Genomic DNA, 21,067 nt, shown 5'->3' with positions numbered 1-21,067 from the left:
GGGCCAAGGCATGAGATCCCGCATCCTCAATCCGCACAAAACTTCCCTCCTGCGGGGCAGCGCGCTCGTGCTTCTCAGCCTCGGGGCCGCCTATCTCCTCTCCGGCTTTCCCAACGACCGCACCAACCCTTTTCTCGTGCTCCCTGCAGGTATTGCCCTCATTGGCGGCGCCGACACCCTTCGTTGCATGCGCTGCCCACAATGGGATCTATTCCACGTCGGAGTCCTCTTCTGCCTCTACATGGACCTTCTCTCCATCTGCCTCATCCTCTTCCTGCTCCTCGACCCCTACATGCTCTGGCTAACCGGAGGCCACTAGCCGCCACCTATTCCCCATTGTCGGCTTCAAATGCTAATATTCTCCCTTTGAAACTGTTTCTACTGATTAGGGAGCAAGCATGAACCGCCTCACCCTCGCCGCTTCAACTTTGGCCCTCGCCACCAACCTGCTGCCCTCCGCCTCCGCGCAGAAATTCATCTGCGGAGCGTCGAAGCCCGGCTACACCACCCTCAGCCCCACCTCCGCCTTCACTGAAGCCACTCCCGGTTTCGACCTCGACACCATCCCCGCCATCTCCTCAAAGTCCTGCTCCAGCGACAAGCCCTTTTTCTTCTCCGCCTCCCTCCCCGAAGGCAGCTACCGAGTCACAACAGTTCTGGGATCGGACAAAGCTTCCACCACCACCGTGTGGGCCGAGGCCCGCCGCCTCATGCTCGAAAGAATCCCGATCCACGCCAACGCCTCCGCCAAGCACACCTTCGACGTCAACATCCGCTATCCCGAGTTCACAGACGCCTCTGGAGTCACGCAACACGTCCACCTCAAACCTCGCGAGCGTAACGGCAACATGGACTGGGACCACAAGCTCACGCTGGAGTTCAACGGCGACAACCCCAGCGTCCGCAGCATCGTAATTCAACCGATCAAAGAACCCACCATCTACATCGCCGGAGACTCCACTGTCGTCGATCAGGACGTCGAGCCCTGGACCGCCTGGGGCCAGATCCTCCCCCGCTTTCTCCGTCCCGGCGTCGTCGTCGCCAACCACGCCGAGTCCGGCGAGACCATCAAAAGCTTCGTCAGCGAGCAGCGTTTCGCCAAGATCTTCAGCCAGATCAAGCCCGGCGACTATCTCTTTATGCAGTTTGCCCACAACGACCAAAAGCTCCAGCGCGGCACCGACCACGCCGTCGTCCCCATCCCCGAATACAAAGCCCTGCTCACCGAATACATCGCCAAGGCCCGCGCCGCCGGCGCCACCCCCGTTCTCGTCACCAGCATGAACCGCCGCACCTTCGACGACGCCGGACACATCACTAACTCGCTCGCCGGCTACCCCGACGCCATGCGCGAAGTCGCCGCCCAGCAGCACGCTGCCCTCATCGACCTCAACACCATGAGCAAGACGCTCTTCGAAGCCATGGGCCCCGAAGGCGCCAAGAAGGCCTTCATGCACTTCCCTGCCAACGCCTACCCTAACCAGACCAAGGCCATCAGCGACGACACCCACTTCAACAGCTACGGAGCTTACGAGCTTGCTCGCTGCATCGTCGACGGAATCCGCCAGAACAACCTACCCCTCAAAAAGTTCATCACCAAAGATGCAGGCAAATTCGATCCAGCCCATCCCGACTCGCAGGCTGACTTCCACCTGCCTGCAACTCCCATTCCAGCCACAACACCTGACGTTATGAAGGTTCCACAGGTCTGACGCAAATCATAAGGCGACGAGTTACTCTTTCTCCGCAAGTAAAGTGTCAATATCTGACGCAAAGACCGCTCGTTGCACCGCACCCACATAGGTCTTCGCCACACGACCATTCCTATCCACCAGAATGGTCGTTGGCACACCATCTACCGTATCCGCGAGCTGCGACATCGGTTCAGGAAATACGATCGGATAGGGCACCTGGAACTGCCGCACGAACGCGTGCACCTTCTCCCTGTCACCAACATCGAGCGATAACCCGACCACCGCGAGACCTTTCGGACCATCCTCAAGAGAAAGCTTCACCAGCCCCGGAGTCTCCTCCCGGCATGGCCCACACCAGCTCGCCCAAAGATTGATGAGCACCACCTGTCCGCGATGCTCCCGCAGCCGCCAGCTACCCCCATCCAACCGCTCCAACTTCATATCTGGAGCGAGATGGCGCATCGCAACAGGTGTCATACCTCCCGCCCGCACACGACTCCGGTGCATCGATATAAAAAGCGCCAGCGATGCTGCCACTACAAAAAATATCCCGAGCCAGCTCTTCCCACGATCATTCATCTCGATGCCCACTCACTCCTATCATAGAGATCTCCCATCCCCCATAAGTTCACTCCCTTTCAATCGCAGTTCCGTTTATCCTCTTTGTATGTACAGGCCCCAGGCGAAAGCGGTTTGTCTCACCCGCTCCCACTCCAAAGCGCTCTTTGTCGTACTCTTGCTGCTCCTCTTCTCCCGTCCAGCCTTTTCCTACTCTGTCCAGACCCACGAGCAGCTTGTGGATCTCACGTGGAAGCAATCCATTCGCCCGCTCCTGCTCAAGCGCTACCCCAACCTCACCGAGGCGCAGATCAAGGAAGCCCACGCCTACGCCTACGGCGGCTGTGCAATCCAGGATCTCGGCTACTATCCCTTCGGCAACACATTTCTCAGCGATCTCACCCACTACGTCCGTCCCGGCGACTTCGTTCTCAGTCTCATCCACAACGCCCACACCGCCGACGAGCTCGCCTTTGCCATCGGAGCCCTCTCCCACTACTACGGCGACACAATTGGCCACTCTGAAGCCATAAACCAAGCCGTTCCCATCGAGTTTCCCAAGCTGGGCAAGAAATACGGCCCTTTCGTCACCTACGAGCAAGGGGAGCACGCCCACGTCCGCACCGAATTCGCCTTCGATGTCAACGAACTCAGCAAGCGCCACTTCGCGCCCTCGGCATATCTCAAGCACGTCGGCCTCGCCGTCCCCATTCCACTGCTCCGCCGTTCTCTCTTTCAAACCTACGGAATCGACCTCTACCAGATCATCGGCCACAGAAGACCTGTCCTGCGCGGCTATCAATTCGCCGTCCGCAGTTTCCTCCCACGCATCGCTTATGCCGAAGTCATCCTGCATAAACACAGCTTTCCCCCCGAAGCCAACACCCCAGACTTCGACAAGCTCTATAAAGACCTCTCTCAATCCGACTTCGAAAACGGGTGGGATCAATACCGCAAAAAGCCCGGGATCGGAACTCATCTCCTTGCTGGCGTCCTCTTCATTCTGCCCCCCATCGGGCCTCTCTCCGACGCCGCCATCCGTGGGCCAAACGCCCAGACACAGGAACTCTATGTCAAAAGCTTCAACCGCTCTGCCACCGTCCTGCGGCACGTCCTGGCGAACTTCGACTATGTGACTTCCTACGTCCCCAACCGCGACCTCGACACCGGAGCCAAGGTAAAGCCGGGAGCCTATCGCCTCACCGACGAAACCTACGCTAAGCTGCTGGCGACCATCACGCGCGATCCCACAAAGCCCGTGCCCTCCGGCCTCAAAACAAACATAGCCGACTACTACGCCGATCCCGCCGCTCCCATCTCAACTAAGAAGAAACCCGAGCAATGGGCCAGGGTTCAGGCGGAACTAGCGCTTCTAAAAACCGTCCCCACCACTCAGGAACCTCCTGCCGAACTCAATCCGGAAGCTCCGCCAATCCCCGGCGATGGCACCGTCGATCCTCCTGGGGCCAACTAAGCCACCACCACACATGGACACACAACCTTCCACGCACTTGCCGCAGAGTTTCCGCTTCTGGGACATGGATTTTGAGATACGGCTAGGTTGATCGTAATCAACCTAGCCGTCCCTCGAAAACAAAGCATCCAACTCAAATGTAACTAGAAGTGACCATATGAAACCATCGACCCTACTGAACTCCGCGCTCCTCTGCACACTTCTCTTTCCCTTCGTCGGATGCCACTCCAAATCCGCTCCCACATCGGAAAACTTTCTCCAGGGTCTAAATAAACACTTCGTCGACCACCCCGACTGCCTGCTTAGCAACATCAGCTTCCCCTACGAGACGACCGACCCCAAAGAGACCGCCCGGATGGACACGCTGGTCAAATCGCAACTCCTCGATAAGACCGTGGAGATGTCCATCCACGTCAGCCGCTACACCGTCACTACCTTCGGTGTCCGCTACGCGCCGCGCTTCTGCTATGGCCACCGCGTCGCCAACACGATCGACCACTTCACTCCCCCTGCTCTGGCTAACGGATTCAAAGAGACCCAGGTGACCTATCACTACACCGTGGAAGATATTCCCGTCTGGGCCAAATCAGCCGCGGTCCTCAAGGCTTTCCCGGCCATGGCCGAGATCACCAGCGGCCACGCCACCGGTGTAGCCACCCTTGCCCAGACCCCGGTTGGCTGGCAAGTTCCCGACTGATCCGTCGCTGCAAAACAGCACGGCGCAGACCGAAAGGTCTGCGCCGTGCACCAAGCTTTCGTTCTTCTGTTAACTCAACCGGCGTCGGACAGCTCCCAGCAGACCCAGCACGCCTGTCCCCATCAACGCCATCGTCGAAGGCTCTGGAACGGGTGAAGGCCCAGCCGCCGTGGCAAAGACGCCGACTCCATCCATGGGAGGCCCCTGAAAGATCGGATCCGCACCAATCTCCGCAGCCACATTGGAATTTCCGCCGATGCTGCAACTGGCAACCGGATCGTTGAGGCAGAAAAAGTTCGTCCCTGCTCTTATGTGGGGTGACTGAATGACAAAATAGGAGGCATCCGCCGCAAAATCGTAAGAGAGCGCCGCCGCAGTCGCCGTCACCGCCGACCCGCCAATCAATACCTGCGAATTATTTCCACTTAATGGTCCCAGTAGGTTCAGCGTATGGGTGCCATCATTCAACATCAAGCTGTAATCCACGATATCTGTGGTCGCAATCACGCCCGAATTAGCATCCGTTGTGATCGTTCCTGTTACCGTTCCACCCGACAGCGCAACGTCGAGGTTATAGACAAAGCTGCTCGCATGAGCAGACATCGGCAGCAAAGAAAGGGCTAAAGCAGTAATCGTGATCCCGAATCGCATTATTATGGTCTCCTCACATCACTCGCATCAAAATGGCCAAGTGATGCCGGTAGAAAATACTGCACCTCGACCTCCAAACAAAATCCTGCAAAAACCTCAAAAATCGGCATGAGATCTTGCTATAGCTGCAAAGTTTTACAGCTAAACAGGAGAAAAACCTCCATTTAGCGAAAATCACTCACCGCTCATAATCCTCCCTTGAAACATTCTTTCAAATGAACTACCTTGGCTTCGTCAGCTGAAATTCATTCCTCATGAAACGAACCCTCCTTCCCGCGCTCGTCCTACTCCTCTGCTCTCTTCCTCTCCACGCACAAATAAAGCACACCTTCGCCGTCCAGGGAGACCACGTCGCGCTCGACGGCCACCCCTTCAAAGTCCTCTCCGGCGAGTTGCACTACGAGCGCATCCCTCGAGCCTATTGGCACGCCCGCCTCAAGATGGCAAAAGCGATGGGCCTCAACACCATCGCCACCTACGTCTTCTGGAACATGCATGAGCCCACCCCCGGCCACTTCGACTTCACCGGCAACAACGACGTTGCCGCGTTCATCCAGGCCGCGCAGGAAGAAGGCCTCTACGTCATCCTCCGCACCGGCCCCTACTCCTGCGCCGAGTGGGATCTCGGCGGCCTCCCTGCCTGGCTCCTCAAAGACCCGACCTCCGCCGCTGCTCTCCGCTCCAACGACCCCGCCTTCATGGTCCCCGCCGAGCGCTGGATCGATCGCCTCGCCAAAGAACTCGCGCCGTTACAAATAGGCCGAGGCGGCCCCATCCTCATGACCCAGGTCGAAAACGAGTACGGCAACTTCGGCTCCGACCACGCCTACATGGAACATCTCCACCAGATCTTCCTCCACGCCGGATTCACCGACTCCCTGCTCTACACCGCCGACAACTGGCGCAACATCCCCAAAGGCTCCATCCCTGATCTCTTCGCCGCCACCAACTTCGGCATCGGCAACCACAAGGGCGGCATGGACGCTCTCGAAAGGGTTCGCCCCGGCGCTCCCCTCTTCGTCTCCGAGTACTGGCCCGGCTGGTTCGATAGCTGGGGCCACCCGCACGAAACCCGCCCCATCGGTCCTCAGATCGAAGACCTCGACTACATCCTCAAGCGCGGAGTCGGGATCAACATCTACATGTTCCACGGAGGCACCAGCTTCGGTTTCATGTCCGGCTCGAGCCTCATCAAGGGCCACTTCCTCCCGGACGTCACCAGCTACGACTACGACGCCCCGCTCGACGAATCCGGTCACACCACGCCCAAGTTCTTCGCCTACCGCAAAGTCCTCGCCCAGTATTCCCCATGCGGCAACGAGTCCTGCCTCCCACCCATCCCTTCCGCTCCACCTGTCATCACCATCCCCCAAATCACCCTCACCCAATCCACGCCTCTCTGGACTAATCTGCCGAAGCCCATTCCCAGCGAACTCCCTCAGCCGATGGAGCGGTTTGACCAGTCCTACGGCTACATCCTTTACCGCACAGAACTCCCGGCCCACACGCACGGCGATTTGGTCATCGACCAGGTCCACGACTACGCGCAGATCTATCTCGACGGCAAACTCACCGGCACCCTCGACCGGCGATCTGCGGACCCCCAAGGCAATCTCCCCCCAGTCTCAATCCAGACCACCAGCCGCGCACGCCTCGACATCTTCATAGCGGACGACGGCCGCATCAACTCCACTCGCAACATGCGCGGCGAATCCAAGGGCATCACCCACTCCGTCACTCTCTCCGGCAAGCCCCTCAATCATTGGCAGGTCTACCCGCTGCCCATGACCATCCTGCCCACCTTCACAAAAGCCACAAATCACAAAGCCGGAGCTCAGCCGACCTTCTTCCGCGCCACCTTCACTCTCACGCAGACCGGAGACACCTTCCTCGACATCCGCGACCTCGGCAAAGGAGCCCTCTGGATCAACGGCCACATCATAGGCCGTTTCTGGAACACCGGCCCTCAGCAGACCCTCTACGTCCCCGGTCCGTGGCTGAACAAAGGCCGCAACCAGATCGTCGTCTTCGATATGATCCCCCAATCCGAGCACCCCCACGTCGCGGGATTGGCCCAATCCATCCTCAACGGTCCTGTAGCCGACCAAAGCACCAGCAAACAGGAGTAGCTCCGATGCCAGCTTCACCACGCAAATCTTCACGTCGAGGGCATTCCCTCACCACGCTTTCCTTGCTGGCGACAGCGCTGATCTACGCTCAATCGAACGCCTTAACTGCACAGACATCCATCCAAACCCTCCATCAGAACTTTCAGAATTCGCCCACCAGCACAAGACCTATGGTGCGCTGGTGGTGGTTCGGTCTCGCCGTGCAGAAACCGGAAATCCTGCGCGAGCTTCAGCAGATGAAGGCCGATGGCATCGGCGGAGCCGAACTAGCCTTCGAGTATCCGCAAGTTCTTGACGACCCCGCCAAAGGCCTAAAGAACCTCCCCTTCCTCTCCCCCGAATTCCTCGACGACGTGAACTACGCCCAATCTGAGGGACGCAAGCTCGGCCTGCGCATCGACGTCACTCTGGGCAGCGGCTGGCCCTACGGCGGTCCCGCCACTACATTGGCCGAAGCCGCCGGACGCCTCCGCATCGTTGAAGTTGCCATCCCCGCCAGCGCAACCTCCGTCGCCGCACCCAAACTAGCCGAGGGCGAAACGGTAATCTCCCTCTCGCTCGTCAACGGAGAGCCCAAACACTGGGACGCCGCCACCGCCAAAACTATCAGCGCTGACGAATTCAGCCACATAGCTCCATCAGCCACCCGCCGCACCGCTCTCTTCTTCATCGCCTCGCACACCCGTCAAGTCGTCAAACGCGCAGCCGTCGGAGCCGAAGGCTGGGTGCTCGATCCCTTCAGCCATCAGGCCGTAGCCAATCACCTCAAATCCGTAGGCGAACCTCTGCTCAAGTCCTTCGGCCCCACGCCTCCCTACGCCATCTTCTCCGACTCGCTCGAAGCCTATGGAGCCGACTGGACCCCTAACCTGCCCGCCGAATTCAAAAAGCGCCGCGGCTACGACCTGCTCCCGCATCTGCCGGAACTGATAGCCGGTGGCACCCCCGAAGCCGAAAAAGTCCGCCACGACTGGGGCAAGACCCTCACCGAACTCGTCGACGAAAACTACCTCACCCAGATCAACAACTGGGCCATCGCCCATCACACCAAATTCCGCTCGCAAACCTACGGTAATCCCGCCGTCTCCTTCTCAAGCCAACGCCTCGCCGCGTTGCCCGAAGGAGAAGGCCCACAGTGGCGCGCCTTCTCCACCCTGCGCTGGGCCACCTCTGCCAACCACGTCTTCGGCAACAATGTCAGCTCAGGCGAAACCTTCACCTGGCTCCACTCTCCCGTCTTCCGCGCTACGCCACTCGACATGAAGGCCGAAGCCGACATCGACTTCCTCAGCGGCGAAAATCAGATCATCTGCCACGGCTGGCCCTACTCCGCCCCGCAAGTCGGCGAGCCCGGCTGGTCGCTCTACGCCGCCGCCGTCTTCAACGACCACAACCCCTGGCACCCGGTCATGCCCGACGTCACCCGCTATATCGGCGGCATCAGCTATCTTCTCCGTCAGGGAAATCCAGCCAACCAGGTCGCCATCCTGCTCCCCACCGACGACGTCTGGGCAGCATTCGCCCCCGGCAAGGACAGCATCACCGCCGCGATGAACCAGATCATCACGCCTCAACTGATGTCCACCATCCTCTCCGCTGGCTACAACATCGACTACATCGACGCCGATGCCATCAACTCCGTCGGCCTCGGCACCCACAAGATCCTCGTCCTGCCCCCCACCGACCGCATCCCGGCAAACACCCTCCGCAAGATCGAGCAGTTCGTAGCAGCGGGAGGCAAAGTCATCGCCATCGGCCGCGCTCCCTCCATCTCGCCCGAAGGCAAAGCCCTGCCCGAGATCACCAACCTCTCACACCAGCTCTTCACCGCCGCCAAAGGCAGCGTCGTCCCCGACGACTCCGCCCTCGCCGCCGCCCTCCACAACGCTGCTACCCCCGACTTCACACTCACCTCCGGCAATGATGAGGTTGGCTTCATCCGCCGCAAGCTTCCAACGTCCGACATCTACTTCGTAGCCAACACCAGCAACCACCCCATCGACACCACCGCCACCTTTGCCACCGCGCACAAGTTCGGCGAGCAGTGGAACCCGACTAGCGGCGAAGCCTCCAGCTCCCCCTCCGCCAACGTCGAACTCCAACTCGCTCCCTACGAGTCCCGCATCTTCATCTTCAGCAGCGTCAACCCCAAAGCTCCGGCCCTCCGTCCGGCTCCCTCCACCCAACTAGCCGACCTCAGCAACAACTGGCAGGTTCGCTTCGTGGCAACCGGCAAAACCAAATCCGAAGCTACTCTCACCGACTGGATCGCCAGCGACGACACCCGCCACTACTCCGGCGAGGCCGTCTATACCCGTGACTTCAATCTCACCTCCGCACCCACTTCTCCCACCTACCTTCAGGTCGACGGCGGCACGCCCGTTACCCCTCCGTCACGCATCGACGACAATCGCCCCGTCCCCATGCACAATGGCATGCCCGACCCACGCGTTACCCGCACCGGCCCCGGCATGCGCGCCTGGTTCGAGCCACCCATCCGCGAAGCCGCCATAGTCCTCATCAATGGCAAGCGCGCAGGGTCGCTCTGGCATCCGCCCTACCGGCTCAACGTCTCGCCCTTCCTCAAGTCCGGCCAAAACCGCATCGAGATTCACGTCTATAACACCGCGCTCAACGCTTGGTCGGCCCTTCCGCCTCACGACTACAAACCCCTCATTTCCAAATACGGCGACCGTTTCCAAATGCAGGACCTCAACAAGGTGGTGCCCACCTCCTCCGGCATCCTCGGCACCATCAAACTTGTAACCTCTGAATCCTCGAAATCCCAGGAGCAGCAATAGATGTCCCGCGCCCTCCTCCTCACCTGTGCCCTCGCACTCACCACCACCGCCTTCGCCGCACCCAAAACTTTTGTAGCCAACGACTACGGAGCTAAGGGCGACGGCACCACGCTCGATACCGCCGCCATCCAGAAGGCCATCGACGCAGCCGCCGAAGTCCACGGCACCATCACCCTCAAGCCGGGAACCTACCTCACCGGCTCGCTCTTCCTCAAGTCCGGCACCACACTCGACGTTCCCGAGGGCGCCACAATCATTGGCTCCGAGCATCTGGCGGACTACCCCGAGCTGCCCACCCGCATCGCGGGCATCGAGATGACCTGGCCCGCCGCACTCATCAACGTGCGTGACCAGTCAAACGTGACCATCACCGGCAAAGGCACCATCGACGGCGACGGCCCTATCTGGTGGAAGTCCTACTGGGACCTCCGCAAGACCTACGAGCCGCGCGGCCTCCGCTGGGCCTCCGACTACGACGCCAAACGCCCCCGGCTCGTTCTTCTGCAAAATTCCTATAACGTTCACCTCGGCGGCGGCATCCTGCTCAAGCGTTCCGGCTTCTGGACGGTCCAGGTTCTCTACTCCCACGACATCACCATCGACGGCGTCACCATCCGTAACAACGAAGGAGGCAAAGGCCCCTCCACCGACGGCATCGATATCGACTCCTCGCGCAAAGTTCTCGTTCAACACGCCGATATCGACGTCAACGACGACGCCCTCTGCCTCAAATCCGGCCGCGACTCGGACGGCCTCCGCGTCAACCGGCCCACCGAAGACATCATCCTCCGCGACTCCATCATCCGCCACGGAGCTGCCGCCATCACCATCGGCAGCGAGACCTCCGGCGGCTTCCACAACATCGAGGCCTACAACCTCACGGCGCTCAGCGGAGTACCCTCGGGCGTCCTCTTCAAATCCGCTCACACTCGCGGAGGCACCGCCACCGACATCCGCATCCACGACCTCCATCTCCAGGGCGTAGCCATCCCCATCCACATGACCATGAACTGGAATCCCAGCTATAGCTATGCCACGCTGCCGCCCGAGGTCAAAAATCCGCCTCACTACTGGATAGTCCTCACCACCAAAGTTCCAGAGGCACAGGGCCTGCCCCACTTCAGCGACGTCCACATCTGGAACATCAAAGCCGTGGGAGCAAAGGAAGCCTTCAACGTAAGCGCCTACCCCACCGCGCCGCTGACGAACTTCCGTCTCGATCATCTCGACATCGAGGCCAAAACGGCAGGCACGATCGCCAACGCCAAAAACTGGACCATGACGGACAACAACATCAAGACAGCCGACGGCAGCAAAGTACAGTTCACCGACACCCCGATAGCCCCCGGCAAAAAAGACATCCCCTACGGCGAACCAAAATAATCCACGGCTGATAGCATGGTCGCGTGAATAAAGAGGTACGACATCTGTCGCTTGTAGGACGCCGTTGCTGCCAGCCGTCTCGCCTCTTCGTTCTAAATTCCTTCAACTTCAGCCAGAGTGTGAGTGCCATGACTAGTTTCTCGAAGATCGTCTCAAGTAAGTGGACAGGCCACCGCAATGCATTGCTCAGTTTGGTATGTTGTGCCATCGCGTCGCCATTGTTAGCGCAGCAACCGCTGAAGACGCTGCTTGTCGGAGTAGACCACCGCACCGTCACGTCACTCGACGGCAACTGGCATTACCTCGTCGATCAGCCACCTGCGCGAGCGCTCTATGCCCCCGATGGCAAGGTCAACGACAAGACCTACGCCCTCAACACCCACCCCAATATCGACAGCGGCCCGCACAACGCGGAGTACGACTTCGCCACCGCGCCCACACTCAAAGTCCCCGGCGACTGGAACACCCAGGACCCCACCCTCTTTCGCTACGAGGGAGTCATCTGGTATCAGCGCGACTTCGGCTTCGAGCCCAAGCCCAACACGCGCACCTTCCTCCACATCGGCGCGGCAAACTATAAGTCCTTCGTCTGGGTCAACCAGAAGCGCATCTGCGACCACGAGGGCGGCTTTACTCCCTTCGACTGCGAAGTCACCGCCGCGCTGAAGCCCGGCAACAACTTCGTCGTCATCGCCGTGGACTCCACCCGCGAGGTCGATGGCATTCCCTCGGTCGGCATCGACTGGTTCAACTACGGCGGCCTCACCCGCGATGTCTCGCTAGTCACCGTTCCCATGCAGTTCATCGACGACTACGACATACACCTGAAGCACGGCAGCACCTTCTCCGCTGCCGATGCCACCACGCTTACGGGCTACGTCCACGTCGTTGGCGCAACCGCCGGAACTCCGGTCACCCTCCGCATCCCCGAGGCTGGCGTTGATACTACTCTCAAAACTGACGCCGATGGCCGCGCTCCCTTTGAGGTAAAAGCAAGCAAGCTCGAACTTTGGTCGCACGAGACGCCAAAGCTCTACAAAGTCGAACTCGCATCAGGCTCCGGGGATCAGCAGGACAAGCTCACGGATGACATCGGCTTCCGCGACATCCGCGTCGATGGCACCCGCATCCTGCTCAACGGCAAAGCCATCTTCCTCCAGGGCGTCAACGAGCACGCCGAGGCTCCCTACCGCACCGGTCGCGTCTGCACCGATGAGGACGTCAAAAACATCTTCGGCTTTCTCAAGGACATGAACGCGAACTTCGTCCGCCTCGCCCACTACCCGCACGACGAGCGTATGGAGCGCGAAGCCGACCGCGACGGCATCATGATCTGGTCGGAGATTCCGCTATGGCAGCACATCTCCTTCGACAAGCCCGAGGTCTACGCCAAGGCCACCTACATGCTCAACGAGATGATCCGCCGCGACCGCGACAAGGCCTCGGTCATTCTCTGGTCCGTCTCCAACGAGACGCCGAATAATCCCACTCGCACCCAGTTCCTCACCAACCTCGCCAATGAAGCCCGCAGGCTCGACCCAACGCGGCCCATTACCTCCGCGATCATCGGCCCGCACGCCAAAGGCAACGAGATGGTGGAGAACGATCCTCTGACCAACGCTCTCGACGTCGTCGGCCAGAACGAGTACGTCGGCTGGTACGAAGGCCGTCCCGAAGACGCCGACAACATCAAGTGGACGCTTCCTCAGAAGCCCATCCTGATCTCCGAGTTCGGCGCCGAAGCCAAGCAGGGCAACCATGGCGGCAAAGACCAGCGCTGGACCGAAGAGCAGCAGGTCAACGTCTACGAGCACCAGTTCGTCATGATTAATAAAATTCCACAGGTACGCGGTCTCATTCCCTGGATCCTGATGGACTTCCGCTCGCCCACCCGCAACATCCCCAAACTACAGGACGGCTTCAATCGCAAGGGCCTTATCTCCGAGGACGGCAAGAAGAAGCAGGCCTTCTACCTCTTCCAGAAGACCTACAAGGAGCATTCCGTGGGCAAGGCTGAATAGCTCCGGGAAAATATCCTGCGGTATTGCGGCTGTTGCCTACAGATAACAGGCAACAGCCGTATTTATGCCTTGGGAACAAGGCTCTGTAGATTGCTTTCAAACTGCAGAAGCACCTGTTCCTTGCCTAAATGCTCGACGGCATATCGACGGGCCGCTGCACCTAACTGCTGACGTAGCGGCTCATCGTCGATAAGTCGCTGCACCGCAGCGTGAAGCGCAGGAGCGTCTTCCGCAGGCACGACGAGGCCAGAGCCTTCGACGACGTGAGCGACCTGCGTCCCAGCGTCCGCAGTGGCAATCACGGGACGACCGCTGGAGAGCATTCCGGTAAGCTTCGAGGGCATGACCAGATCGGCCGCTCCGGCGCGCTGCGGCAGTAAGTGAATATCGGCAGCATTAAGCAGGTCATTGAGTCGGCTGAAGGGTTGCAGCGGCAGCAGGGTCACATTAGGTCGGTGAGCAACCAATGTTTCAAGCTGTGGACGAAAGGCTCCATCGCCGCAGAACAGGAAATGGACGCATGGCGTATTCTCGAACGTTTCAGCGAGCGGCGCGAGCAGTTCCAGTCCCTGCTTGGCTCCCATATTGCCGGAGTAAAGAACGATGATCTTGTCTTCCAGGCCAAGCTCACGGCGGAAGCTGTTCGGCGCATCATGCGGCTGGGGATGGATGGCATCGACATCGACCCAGTTAGGAAAAAGGACGGTACGGTCTACGGGAACTCCCTTGGTGAAGGCGCGCTCGACCATCTTCTGCGAGATGCTGGAGACGCGAGTAAACGCGCGAGTGAAGAACCCTTCAAGGCCAAGGGCGAAGTCGTGAATAAGCCCTTTCGCAGGCAGCAGCCCAAGGTCAAAGGCTGCATCGATCTCGAAGTCCTGTACATGCAGCCACGAGGCCGCTCCCGCAGTCTGAGCGACCAGAAGCGCGAGGGGAGCTCCGAAAAAAGTTGGCTCAACCGTGAAGACAACCTCAGGCTCCCAAAAGGTCTGACGGAGCATGACCGGCAGGCTGCCAAGCATGAAGGAAAAAAGGTGCACCATGCGTTTGAGACCGGTAGGCTGGGCCGGGACGTACAGCGGGGTGCGATAGACGACGGGTTCGCCGGGAACCTTTTCCGTGCGGTAGAGCTTGCCCCGGTAGTCTTCGCGAATGCTCCACGCAGGATAGTACGGTGGTGCGGTGACGACGTGGACGTCATGGCCACGTCCCGCCAACCACGAAGCCATCTCTCCGGTGTACTTTCCGATGCCGGTAAGCTCGGGAGAATAGTTGAGGCCGTAAATCAAAATTCGCAAACTGGTCCTTTGGGGTTGAGGGCCACGATGGTTTGTCTTGCTCTGACTTGATTTTACTCTTCAACAGCGTTGAACTTCAGGGATTGATTCATGAACAACTTCTAGGAAAAACCTCTCCTTGATTACGACCCGCGCTTTTTTCGGGCAGCCATCGCTACATTCTGATCGAGCCGCTCTGCAAAATCTTCTTCGGAGCAACGCCGCTTTAACTCAAACAAGAATCTCTCCCGATCTAAATTGAATCTTTCATGGGCTATTTTCTTACCATTCGCGCCAGCAATCTCTACACGGTCTTCACCTACGATAATCGATGTAATCTTTCCCCAAAGCACTTCCCTGTTTGATCTCAGCCAAAATCGCTTTTCAATTCCTTCAGGTGTAACAACCAACGTCCCTGGGAGTGAGAACAAGAGTCCGAGACCAAACCAAGCCGGAATGATTACCTCCATAATTTTAGATACCGTGTCTAAATAATGAGACGAAAAATCTAATTTGGCCGATGCCATCATTGCCCAATATAAAAATATGGGGATACAAAGCAGGCAAAGCCAAACCGCTATGGTTTCTATAGGAAATGCCACAGTATCGTCCGTGAACGATGTTGTACTTTTTTGATAAGAGCGACTAAAAGACACATACAACAGAAGAGCCATAAAAGGCGCATTTTCCGCAATCCTGATTACTGCAGGAAACATCGTCATAAACTCTTCAATTCCAATCCAATATTGGGCATCGCCTAAAATAAATCTGCAATCAGGACAGCCTTACGCTTAGAGTGAATTGTATTCGCGACACAGAGCTTCACACCGGGCGGTTGCGCCACAGTATTTTGCTACCTTCTATCCAATTGAACCTTTCGGCTTAGAGAGGGCAGCGGCTTACCCGAACCGCTGCCCGCTTACTCGCCTAAACAAACGGAATGGCGAGAGTCGATTTCGCTTCCTGCTGCCAGGCATGCTGCTGCGGCGCCATGCAGACATTATTTCTGCCGCTCGCCTTAGCCTCGTACAGAGCCTTATCCGCCAGAGAGATCAGGTCATGAGGAGTTTCAGTGAAGCTTGACGATGTGGCCACGCCGATACTTGCCGTTACCGGAATCTCATACTTGCTTTCGAGCATCATCGTTGTCGATTCGATGACGTAACGAAGCTGCTCCGCAGCCTGAAAGGCATTGAACCGAGTCGTATCCGGCAGGAGAATCAGAAACTCTTCCCCACCGTACCTGCCTACGAAACCAGAATTGTTCTGAATGGCTGCGAAGAGTCTGGAAAACTCTTTCAGAACAAAGTCGCCGGCCTGATGTCCAAGGGTGTCATTGATCTCTTTGAAGCTGTCGATATCCAACAGCAAGACAGAGAGCGGTTTATGCAGCAATTTGGAGCGCGAACACTCTTTTTCAAGAAGCGACAAAATGTGTCGTCTGTTGTACAGCTCCGTGAGAGGGTCGATAAGGACCGCCAGCTCCAGGTCAGCAATCCTCGATACTTCTTTCGCAGTCCGATCTGAGATCATGCAAACGCATAAAACAAAGATGGAAGCCAAAAGACAGATTAAAGATATTAACCAATCCTCGTGGTGGTCAGGGCCTTCGGTGTAATTAAGCCAGAACAAAAGAAGATAACCGACGATGGAAAAGCCGATGAGAAAGGCCAGACCTAACCATGCATTGCGCGTAAGGCCAGATGGAAGAATCTTGAAAATACGCCTCAACGGCACGAATGAGAGCAGGAGAAGAAGTATTCCAAGGAGAGTAATCAGTTGAAAAATAATATTAGGCATTGCTTTGAACTGTTTTGGATTTCCTTTTGCCCAGTAGGATGCAATAAATTGCACTCCATGGCTCTCCAAATGCTTTAATTTTTGCAGGTTTAAAACGTTGCCTGACGGTCCAAAAAAATCTGTGGATACCTCTATTTTCGGCTCTTGCCTAACTGGCCTTGTGGCTTCATGCTGGGACTAAATGATTAGCGTTGAGGGAATGAAAGTTAGGACGGCAGTATTGCATCGGTCGAGGCAGCAGCCGCTGGCCGCTCTCGGGATCGTGCTGCTTTTGCTGTTTACGGTATGCGCGCTGTTCGCGCCGTGGCTGGCGCCGTATGATCCGGCGCGGCTCGACCTGACCGGGCGGTTGATGGGGCCGAGCGCGGCACATTGGTTTGGCACCGACGAGCTGGGCCGGGACATCCTCTCGCGAACTATCTTCGGCGCACGGATCTCGATGATCGTCGCCGTAAGTGTCGTGGGGCTCTCGCTCGGGGTGGGGCTGATTGCCGGATGCCTGGCAGGCTTCTACGGCGGTGTGACGGACACGATCTTGAATGTCTACGTCACCAATGCGTTTATGTCGCTGCCGGGAATCCTGCTGGCGATTGCGTTTGTCGCGTTCATGGGGCCGGGGCTGCTGAATGTAATTCTGGCGCTGGCAATCTCAGGCTGGGTGGGCTATGCACGGCTGGTCCGTGGACAGGTCATGGCCGTGAAAGAGCGCGAGTTTGTGGAGGCGGCGCGTGCCCTGGGCGCCTCCGATCTCCGCGTGCTTTGCAGGCATATCCTGCCGAATATTGTGCAGCCGCTGATCGTGCAGGCAGCCATCGGCATGGCCGGCGCCGTGCTCGCCGAGGCCACGCTGAGTTTTCTGGGTCTGGGAGTTCCACCGCCGGTGGCAAGCTGGGGCTCCATGCTGAATGACGCGCGGTCGCATCTCTTCGACTCGCCGCATCTGGTCTTCTTTCCGGCGATGGCGGTGATGCTTTGTGTGCTGTCGTTCAACTTTATCGGCGATGCGCTGCGCGACTATCTCGATCCCCGAACGAAGATGGAAACCGGCATCTAATTCCGCTCAGGAGTAGCTTTCTTTGGTTGTCATTCCCGAAGGGAATCTGCGTTCTGCTCGAATCACCAAACTCCATCTGGACGAGAACCGTTTTAACTCCACCTTTATCGGATATGCTTGGATCTGAGGCTTGAGAGCGTTTATGCGTAAGAGTATCGTTTCACCATTGCCCGTGGCTGCAACTCCGATTCGGGACAACTGGCGCGATCTGGAGCGGATTGCTCGGGTCGAGATTACGTCTGAAGATGCGATGTTTCCCATTGAACACGCGCTGGGCAAAACGCTGACCACAGGCTGGCGCGCGGCAGGCACAGGGCCGCAAGTGATTCGTCTGCACTTCGATGAGCCTCTGACAATTCGTCGGATCGAGCTGCACTTCATCGACAAGGCAGCGGAGCGTTCGCAGGAATTTGCCATCTTTGCGGGTTCGGGCACGAACCTGCACGAAGTGGTGCGGCAGCAGTTTACGTTCAGCCCAAGTGGGTCGACCGAAGAGATCGAGGACTACACAGTGTCGCTCGATGGTGTGACCGTGATGGAGTTGAAAATCGACCCTGACCGCAGCCACGATCCGAAGCAGAGCCAGAGCTACGCATCGCTGCAGAGCCTGCGGCTGGCCTGATCGCCATGCTGGTCGGGGTAATTTCAGACACCCATGGACTATTGCGGCCTGAGGCCGTCACTGCGTTGGCCGGGGTGGAACATATTCTTCATGCCGGAGATGTCGGCGATGCGCGCATTCTGGACGCGTTGCGAGGGATCGCCCCGGTAACAGCGATTCGGGGCAACATCGATCACGGGGGCAAGTGCGCGGAGCTTCCCGCTACCGACGTAGTGGAGCTTCAAGGACGGCTGTTTTACCTGGTCCACTCGGTCACGGATTTAGATATCAATCCCGTTGTGGCTGGAGTGGCTGCGGTCGTCAGTGGCCACTCGCATAAGCCTTCGGTCGAAGTGCGGGATGGCGTGATGTATCTGAATCCCGGAAGCGCTGGTCCACGCCGATTCAATCTTCCGGTAACGGTAGCATTGATGACTGTGGGTGAGAGTGGCGTTGACGCCCGCATTGTGGAGTTGCTTTAGAGCAAAGTAGCAGTTCTCGTAGAGTCGGCCGTGCCTCTTGGTTGTCATTCCCGAAGGGAATCTGCGGTTGCCTTCCTCCACACCAACAGCAAATCCTGTCTCGATCTACTGGCTGCGCATTCGCGGGTTAGCGATTGTGTAGGCCACATCGGTCAGTAGATTGATAGCGACGTAGGTCAGGCCGACAGCAAGAATGCAGCCCTGCACCAGCGCATAGTCTCGATTCGAAATAGCCGACAGCGTGAGGCGGCCTATGCCCGGCCAACTGAAGATCGTCTCCGTGACGATAGCTCCCGACAGCAGCGAACCGAATTGCAGCCCGATCACCGTGAGCACGGGAATCAGCGCGTTCCGCAGCGCGTGACGGTAGACGACAGCGTGCTCGCTGAGTCCCTTGGCGCGAGCGGTGCGGATGTAGTCCTGCCCCAGCTCTTCAAGCATCGCGGTGCGCACCATGCGCGTGAGGATGGCGGCAAGGCCGAGCCCAAGTGTGATCGCCGGCAGAATCAGATGCACGAGAAAGTCGCCCACACCTCCAGTCCCTGCAGTCGAGACCGGAAGCCATCCAAAATAGATCGAGAAGACGAGGATGAGAATAGGGCCCAGCGCGAAGTTGGGAAACGAAAGCCCAACCAGCGAGACGACGCCTAGGGTACGGTCCTGCCAGCGATTACGATGCAGCGCCGAAAGAATACCCGAAGGAACAGAGACAGCAATTCCAATGAGCAGCGCAGCCAGGGTAAGCGCAAGCGTGTAGGGATAGCGCTGAAGCACAAGATGCGTAACCGAGTCGTGGAGACGCAGCGACTGGCCAAGGTCACCGCGCAGGATTCCATGCCAATAGTGGGCATACTGCTGGCTGAGCGGAGCGTCAAAGCCATAGGCGTGGCGCAGCGCAGCGATGTCAGCGGTGTTCGCACCTTCTCCCAGCATCTGCGCAATGGGGTCGCCCGGGACAAGATGGATCAGCAGGAAGACAACCGAGACAACCACCCAAATGACGGGAAGCGTAAGCAGAATGCGGCGAATCGGATTCCACAGCGCTGGCTTCATACCTTTGCTTCCCTACCCTTCGGCTCCAGCGCTTTTGCCGGGGTGAGTATCTGGACCGTGACGCGGCTGATGCGGCGGCCGTTCATCTCGGCGACGGAGTAGCGGCGACCGGCGTGCTCAATGCTCTCGCCCACGGTGGGAATGTGACCGAGGTGCGCCAGCATAAAGCCTGCAAGCGTCTCCACTCCGGCCTCGCGCGGAAACTCCCAGTGGAGCTGGGTGCCAAGGTCGCGGAGGGTGGTGCTGCCGTCGAGCGACATCGCTCCCGTGGAGCTGAGCAGCGGGCTGCGCGGAGCGATGTCAAACTCGTCGTCGAGCTCACCCACGATCTGTTCCAGCGCATCTTCGGCGGTCACAATTCCGACGGTCGATCCAAACTCATCGACGACGATGGCCATCTGACGGCGGCGTTCCTGAAACTCCTGCAGCAGCTCAACCGCCAGCTTGGTCTCCGGAACCACCATGAGCTCATGCATGACCTGACGCAGCGTAAGCCCTGATCCGCCTTTGCCGCCGAGGCTAAGCGCCACGCCACGAAAGTGCATGAGTCGCGAGATGTCCTTGGAATAAACGATGCCGATGATATTCTCAGGCCCCTTGGCCGGGTCATACACGGGGATGCGGGAGTGCTGCTCTTCGACGATGCGGCCGCTCGCCATCTCGACAAGAAGGTCGGCGGGTAGCGAAAAAATCTTACCGCGCGGTGTCATGATCTCGCGAACCGTCACATGGTTCAGCTCGATGGCGCGATGGATGATCTCCTCCTGAAAGACAGGCAGAAGACCCATGCGGCGCGTGGCGGTGGCAATCAGCTTGATCTCTTCCGGCGAGTGGACAGCGCCTTCGCCGTGGAGCGGTGCGCGAAAAAGCTTGAGCACAAGCGCTGCCGAGTTATTCATAAGGTTGACCGCAGGCCGCGTGATGCGGATAAACACGTCCATCGGTCCGGCAACGGCGAGTGCGATGCGCTCCGCTCGCTGCAATGCGAGTGACTTGGGCACCAGTTCACCCAGCAGAACTTCAAAATAAGTAATCAGCCCAAAAGAGATGATGACAGCGAGCGTATGAGCGTAGACGACGGCGTACGTTGGCATCAGGTGCAGCCAGTGATGTACAAGCTGGAGGATCATCTCCGCAACGGCGGGTTCACCGATCCAGCCAAGGGCAAGTGCGGCCAGCGTAACACCGAACTGCACGGCAGGAAGAAACTCGTCGATATTGTGCTTGAGTTGGAGCACAGTACGCGCCCCGGGACGGCCAAGCGCGATAAGTTGCTGAATGCGCGTCTCACGTACGCTGACAAGGGCAAACTCAGCAGCGACGAAGAAGCTGTTGGCCAGGATGAAGAAGGCCACCATGATCGTGCGGAAGAGCATCCATTCAAGCATTTAA

18 protein-coding genes are annotated in these 21,067 nt (G+C 58.4%); 11 read left to right on the top strand and 7 right to left on the bottom strand.

Annotated elements, in window-relative coordinates:
• Positions 1–10: 10 nt before the first annotated feature.
• Both P4G45_RS07555 and P4G45_RS07550 read left to right on the top strand, forming a co-directional pair.
• The gene (locus tag P4G45_RS07555; RefSeq protein ID WP_348269062.1) at positions 11–319 is read left to right on the top strand and encodes a permease; all 309 of its coding nucleotides are present in this window, start codon (positions 11–13) and stop codon (positions 317–319) included.
• A 79-nt stretch (positions 320–398) separates the two neighbouring features.
• Entirely contained in the window at positions 399–1,712 is a 1,314-nt protein-coding gene (locus P4G45_RS07550; protein WP_348269061.1) for a rhamnogalacturonan acetylesterase, read from the top strand.
• A gap of 21 nt (positions 1,713–1,733) precedes the next feature.
• Here P4G45_RS07550 and P4G45_RS07545 read toward each other — a convergent pair whose 3' ends face one another.
• Positions 1,734–2,171 carry a TlpA disulfide reductase family protein gene (locus tag P4G45_RS07545; RefSeq protein WP_348269060.1) on the bottom strand — a complete coding sequence of 146 codons (438 nt, stop codon included), beginning with the start codon at positions 2,169–2,171 and terminating at the stop codon, positions 1,734–1,736.
• 319 nt (positions 2,172–2,490) lie between these two features.
• On the opposite strand from P4G45_RS07545, the gene P4G45_RS07540 reads away from it, so the two are divergent.
• Both P4G45_RS07540 and P4G45_RS07535 read left to right on the top strand, forming a co-directional pair.
• Complete coding sequence (locus P4G45_RS07540; RefSeq protein WP_373694168.1) at positions 2,491–3,726, top strand: zinc dependent phospholipase C family protein; 1,236 nt, start codon at positions 2,491–2,493, stop codon at positions 3,724–3,726.
• A 157-nt stretch (positions 3,727–3,883) separates the two neighbouring features.
• The gene (locus P4G45_RS07535; RefSeq protein WP_348269058.1) at positions 3,884–4,423 is read left to right on the top strand and encodes a hypothetical protein; all 540 of its coding nucleotides are present in this window, start codon (positions 3,884–3,886) and stop codon (positions 4,421–4,423) included.
• A gap of 69 nt (positions 4,424–4,492) precedes the next feature.
• Here the strand turns inward: P4G45_RS07535 and P4G45_RS07530 are convergent, their stop codons facing one another.
• Positions 4,493–5,074: a PEP-CTERM sorting domain-containing protein gene (locus tag P4G45_RS07530; protein WP_348269057.1), complete on the bottom strand. Its 582-nt coding sequence runs from the start codon at positions 5,072–5,074 to the stop codon at positions 4,493–4,495.
• Positions 5,075–5,328: 254 nt separating this feature from the next.
• Between P4G45_RS07530 and P4G45_RS07525 the strand changes: the two genes are divergently transcribed.
• The 4 genes from P4G45_RS07525 (at position 5,329) to P4G45_RS07510 (ending at position 13,408) form a co-directional block, all read left to right on the top strand.
• A complete protein-coding gene (locus P4G45_RS07525; RefSeq protein ID WP_348269056.1) occupies positions 5,329–7,203 on the top strand; it encodes a glycoside hydrolase family 35 protein in 1,875 nt (624 codons plus the stop codon).
• A gap of 5 nt (positions 7,204–7,208) precedes the next feature.
• Positions 7,209–10,004: a glycosyl hydrolase gene (locus P4G45_RS07520; RefSeq protein WP_348269055.1), complete on the top strand. Its 2,796-nt coding sequence runs from the start codon at positions 7,209–7,211 to the stop codon at positions 10,002–10,004.
• A complete protein-coding gene (locus P4G45_RS07515; protein ID WP_348269054.1) occupies positions 10,005–11,387 on the top strand; it encodes a glycosyl hydrolase family 28 protein in 1,383 nt (460 codons plus the stop codon). It begins immediately after the preceding gene.
• Positions 11,388–11,515: 128 nt separating this feature from the next.
• Entirely contained in the window at positions 11,516–13,408 is a 1,893-nt protein-coding gene (locus P4G45_RS07510; RefSeq protein WP_348269053.1) for a glycoside hydrolase family 2 TIM barrel-domain containing protein, read from the top strand.
• A 62-nt stretch (positions 13,409–13,470) separates the two neighbouring features.
• On the opposite strand, the gene P4G45_RS07505 is transcribed toward P4G45_RS07510, so the two are convergent.
• The 3 genes from P4G45_RS07505 to P4G45_RS07495 form a co-directional block, all read right to left on the bottom strand.
• A complete protein-coding gene (locus P4G45_RS07505) occupies positions 13,471–14,706 on the bottom strand; it encodes a glycosyltransferase WbuB (protein WP_348269052.1) in 1,236 nt (411 codons plus the stop codon).
• Between the two features lie 122 nt (positions 14,707–14,828).
• Positions 14,829–15,407 carry a hypothetical protein gene (locus P4G45_RS07500; protein WP_348269051.1) on the bottom strand — a complete coding sequence of 193 codons (579 nt, stop codon included), beginning with the start codon at positions 15,405–15,407 and terminating at the stop codon, positions 14,829–14,831.
• A 205-nt stretch (positions 15,408–15,612) separates the two neighbouring features.
• Positions 15,613–16,539 carry a GGDEF domain-containing protein gene (locus P4G45_RS07495; RefSeq protein WP_348269050.1) on the bottom strand — a complete coding sequence of 309 codons (927 nt, stop codon included), beginning with the start codon at positions 16,537–16,539 and terminating at the stop codon, positions 15,613–15,615.
• Positions 16,540–16,684: 145 nt separating this feature from the next.
• On the opposite strand from P4G45_RS07495, the gene P4G45_RS07490 reads away from it, so the two are divergent.
• The 3 genes from P4G45_RS07490 to P4G45_RS07480 all read left to right on the top strand — a co-directional run bounded on the left by P4G45_RS07490 (position 16,685) and on the right by P4G45_RS07480 (position 18,622).
• Complete coding sequence (locus tag P4G45_RS07490; RefSeq protein WP_348269049.1) at positions 16,685–17,539, top strand: ABC transporter permease; 855 nt, start codon at positions 16,685–16,687, stop codon at positions 17,537–17,539.
• 142 nt (positions 17,540–17,681) lie between these two features.
• Entirely contained in the window at positions 17,682–18,161 is a 480-nt protein-coding gene (locus P4G45_RS07485; protein WP_348269048.1) for a hypothetical protein, read from the top strand.
• Between the two features lie 5 nt (positions 18,162–18,166).
• Entirely contained in the window at positions 18,167–18,622 is a 456-nt protein-coding gene (locus P4G45_RS07480) for a metallophosphoesterase family protein (protein ID WP_348269047.1), read from the top strand.
• A 105-nt stretch (positions 18,623–18,727) separates the two neighbouring features.
• Here P4G45_RS07480 and P4G45_RS07475 read toward each other — a convergent pair whose 3' ends face one another.
• Positions 18,728–19,675, bottom strand: coding sequence for an ABC transporter permease (locus P4G45_RS07475; protein WP_348269046.1), 948 nt, complete (start codon positions 19,673–19,675; stop codon positions 18,728–18,730).
• Positions 19,672–21,063, bottom strand: a complete 1,392-nt coding sequence (locus P4G45_RS07470) for a hemolysin family protein (protein ID WP_348269045.1) — start codon at positions 21,061–21,063, stop codon at positions 19,672–19,674. Before P4G45_RS07470 ends, P4G45_RS07475 begins: the two co-directional genes overlap by 4 nt.
• Positions 21,064–21,067: the final 4 nt, after the last annotated feature.

The organism is Edaphobacter paludis, assembly GCF_039993895.1.
Lineage (GTDB): Bacteria > Acidobacteriota > Terriglobia > Terriglobales > Acidobacteriaceae > Edaphobacter > Edaphobacter paludis.
The sequence above is the reverse complement of the archived record's forward strand: the minus strand, read 5'-3'. Positions and strand labels throughout refer to the sequence as shown.

Coding starts and splice junctions, on each gene's coding strand:
- P4G45_RS07555 (WP_348269062.1), top strand. CDS start 11: ATGAGATCCCGCATCCTCAATCCGCACAAAACTTCCCTCCTGCGGGGC.
- P4G45_RS07550 (WP_348269061.1), top strand. CDS start 399: ATGAACCGCCTCACCCTCGCCGCTTCAACTTTGGCCCTCGCCACCAAC.
- P4G45_RS07545 (WP_348269060.1), bottom strand. CDS start 2,171: ATGACACCTGTTGCGATGCGCCATCTCGCTCCAGATATGAAGTTGGAG.
- P4G45_RS07535 (WP_348269058.1), top strand. CDS start 3,884: ATGAAACCATCGACCCTACTGAACTCCGCGCTCCTCTGCACACTTCTC.
- P4G45_RS07530 (WP_348269057.1), bottom strand. CDS start 5,074: ATGCGATTCGGGATCACGATTACTGCTTTAGCCCTTTCTTTGCTGCCG.
- P4G45_RS07525 (WP_348269056.1), top strand. CDS start 5,329: ATGAAACGAACCCTCCTTCCCGCGCTCGTCCTACTCCTCTGCTCTCTT.
- P4G45_RS07520 (WP_348269055.1), top strand. CDS start 7,209: ATGCCAGCTTCACCACGCAAATCTTCACGTCGAGGGCATTCCCTCACC.
- P4G45_RS07515 (WP_348269054.1), top strand. CDS start 10,005: ATGTCCCGCGCCCTCCTCCTCACCTGTGCCCTCGCACTCACCACCACC.
- P4G45_RS07510 (WP_348269053.1), top strand. CDS start 11,516: ATGACTAGTTTCTCGAAGATCGTCTCAAGTAAGTGGACAGGCCACCGC.
- P4G45_RS07500 (WP_348269051.1), bottom strand. CDS start 15,407: ATGACGATGTTTCCTGCAGTAATCAGGATTGCGGAAAATGCGCCTTTT.
- P4G45_RS07490 (WP_348269049.1), top strand. CDS start 16,685: ATGAAAGTTAGGACGGCAGTATTGCATCGGTCGAGGCAGCAGCCGCTG.
- P4G45_RS07485 (WP_348269048.1), top strand. CDS start 17,682: ATGCGTAAGAGTATCGTTTCACCATTGCCCGTGGCTGCAACTCCGATT.
- P4G45_RS07480 (WP_348269047.1), top strand. CDS start 18,167: ATGCTGGTCGGGGTAATTTCAGACACCCATGGACTATTGCGGCCTGAG.
- P4G45_RS07475 (WP_348269046.1), bottom strand. CDS start 19,675: ATGAAGCCAGCGCTGTGGAATCCGATTCGCCGCATTCTGCTTACGCTT.
- P4G45_RS07470 (WP_348269045.1), bottom strand. CDS start 21,063: ATGCTTGAATGGATGCTCTTCCGCACGATCATGGTGGCCTTCTTCATC.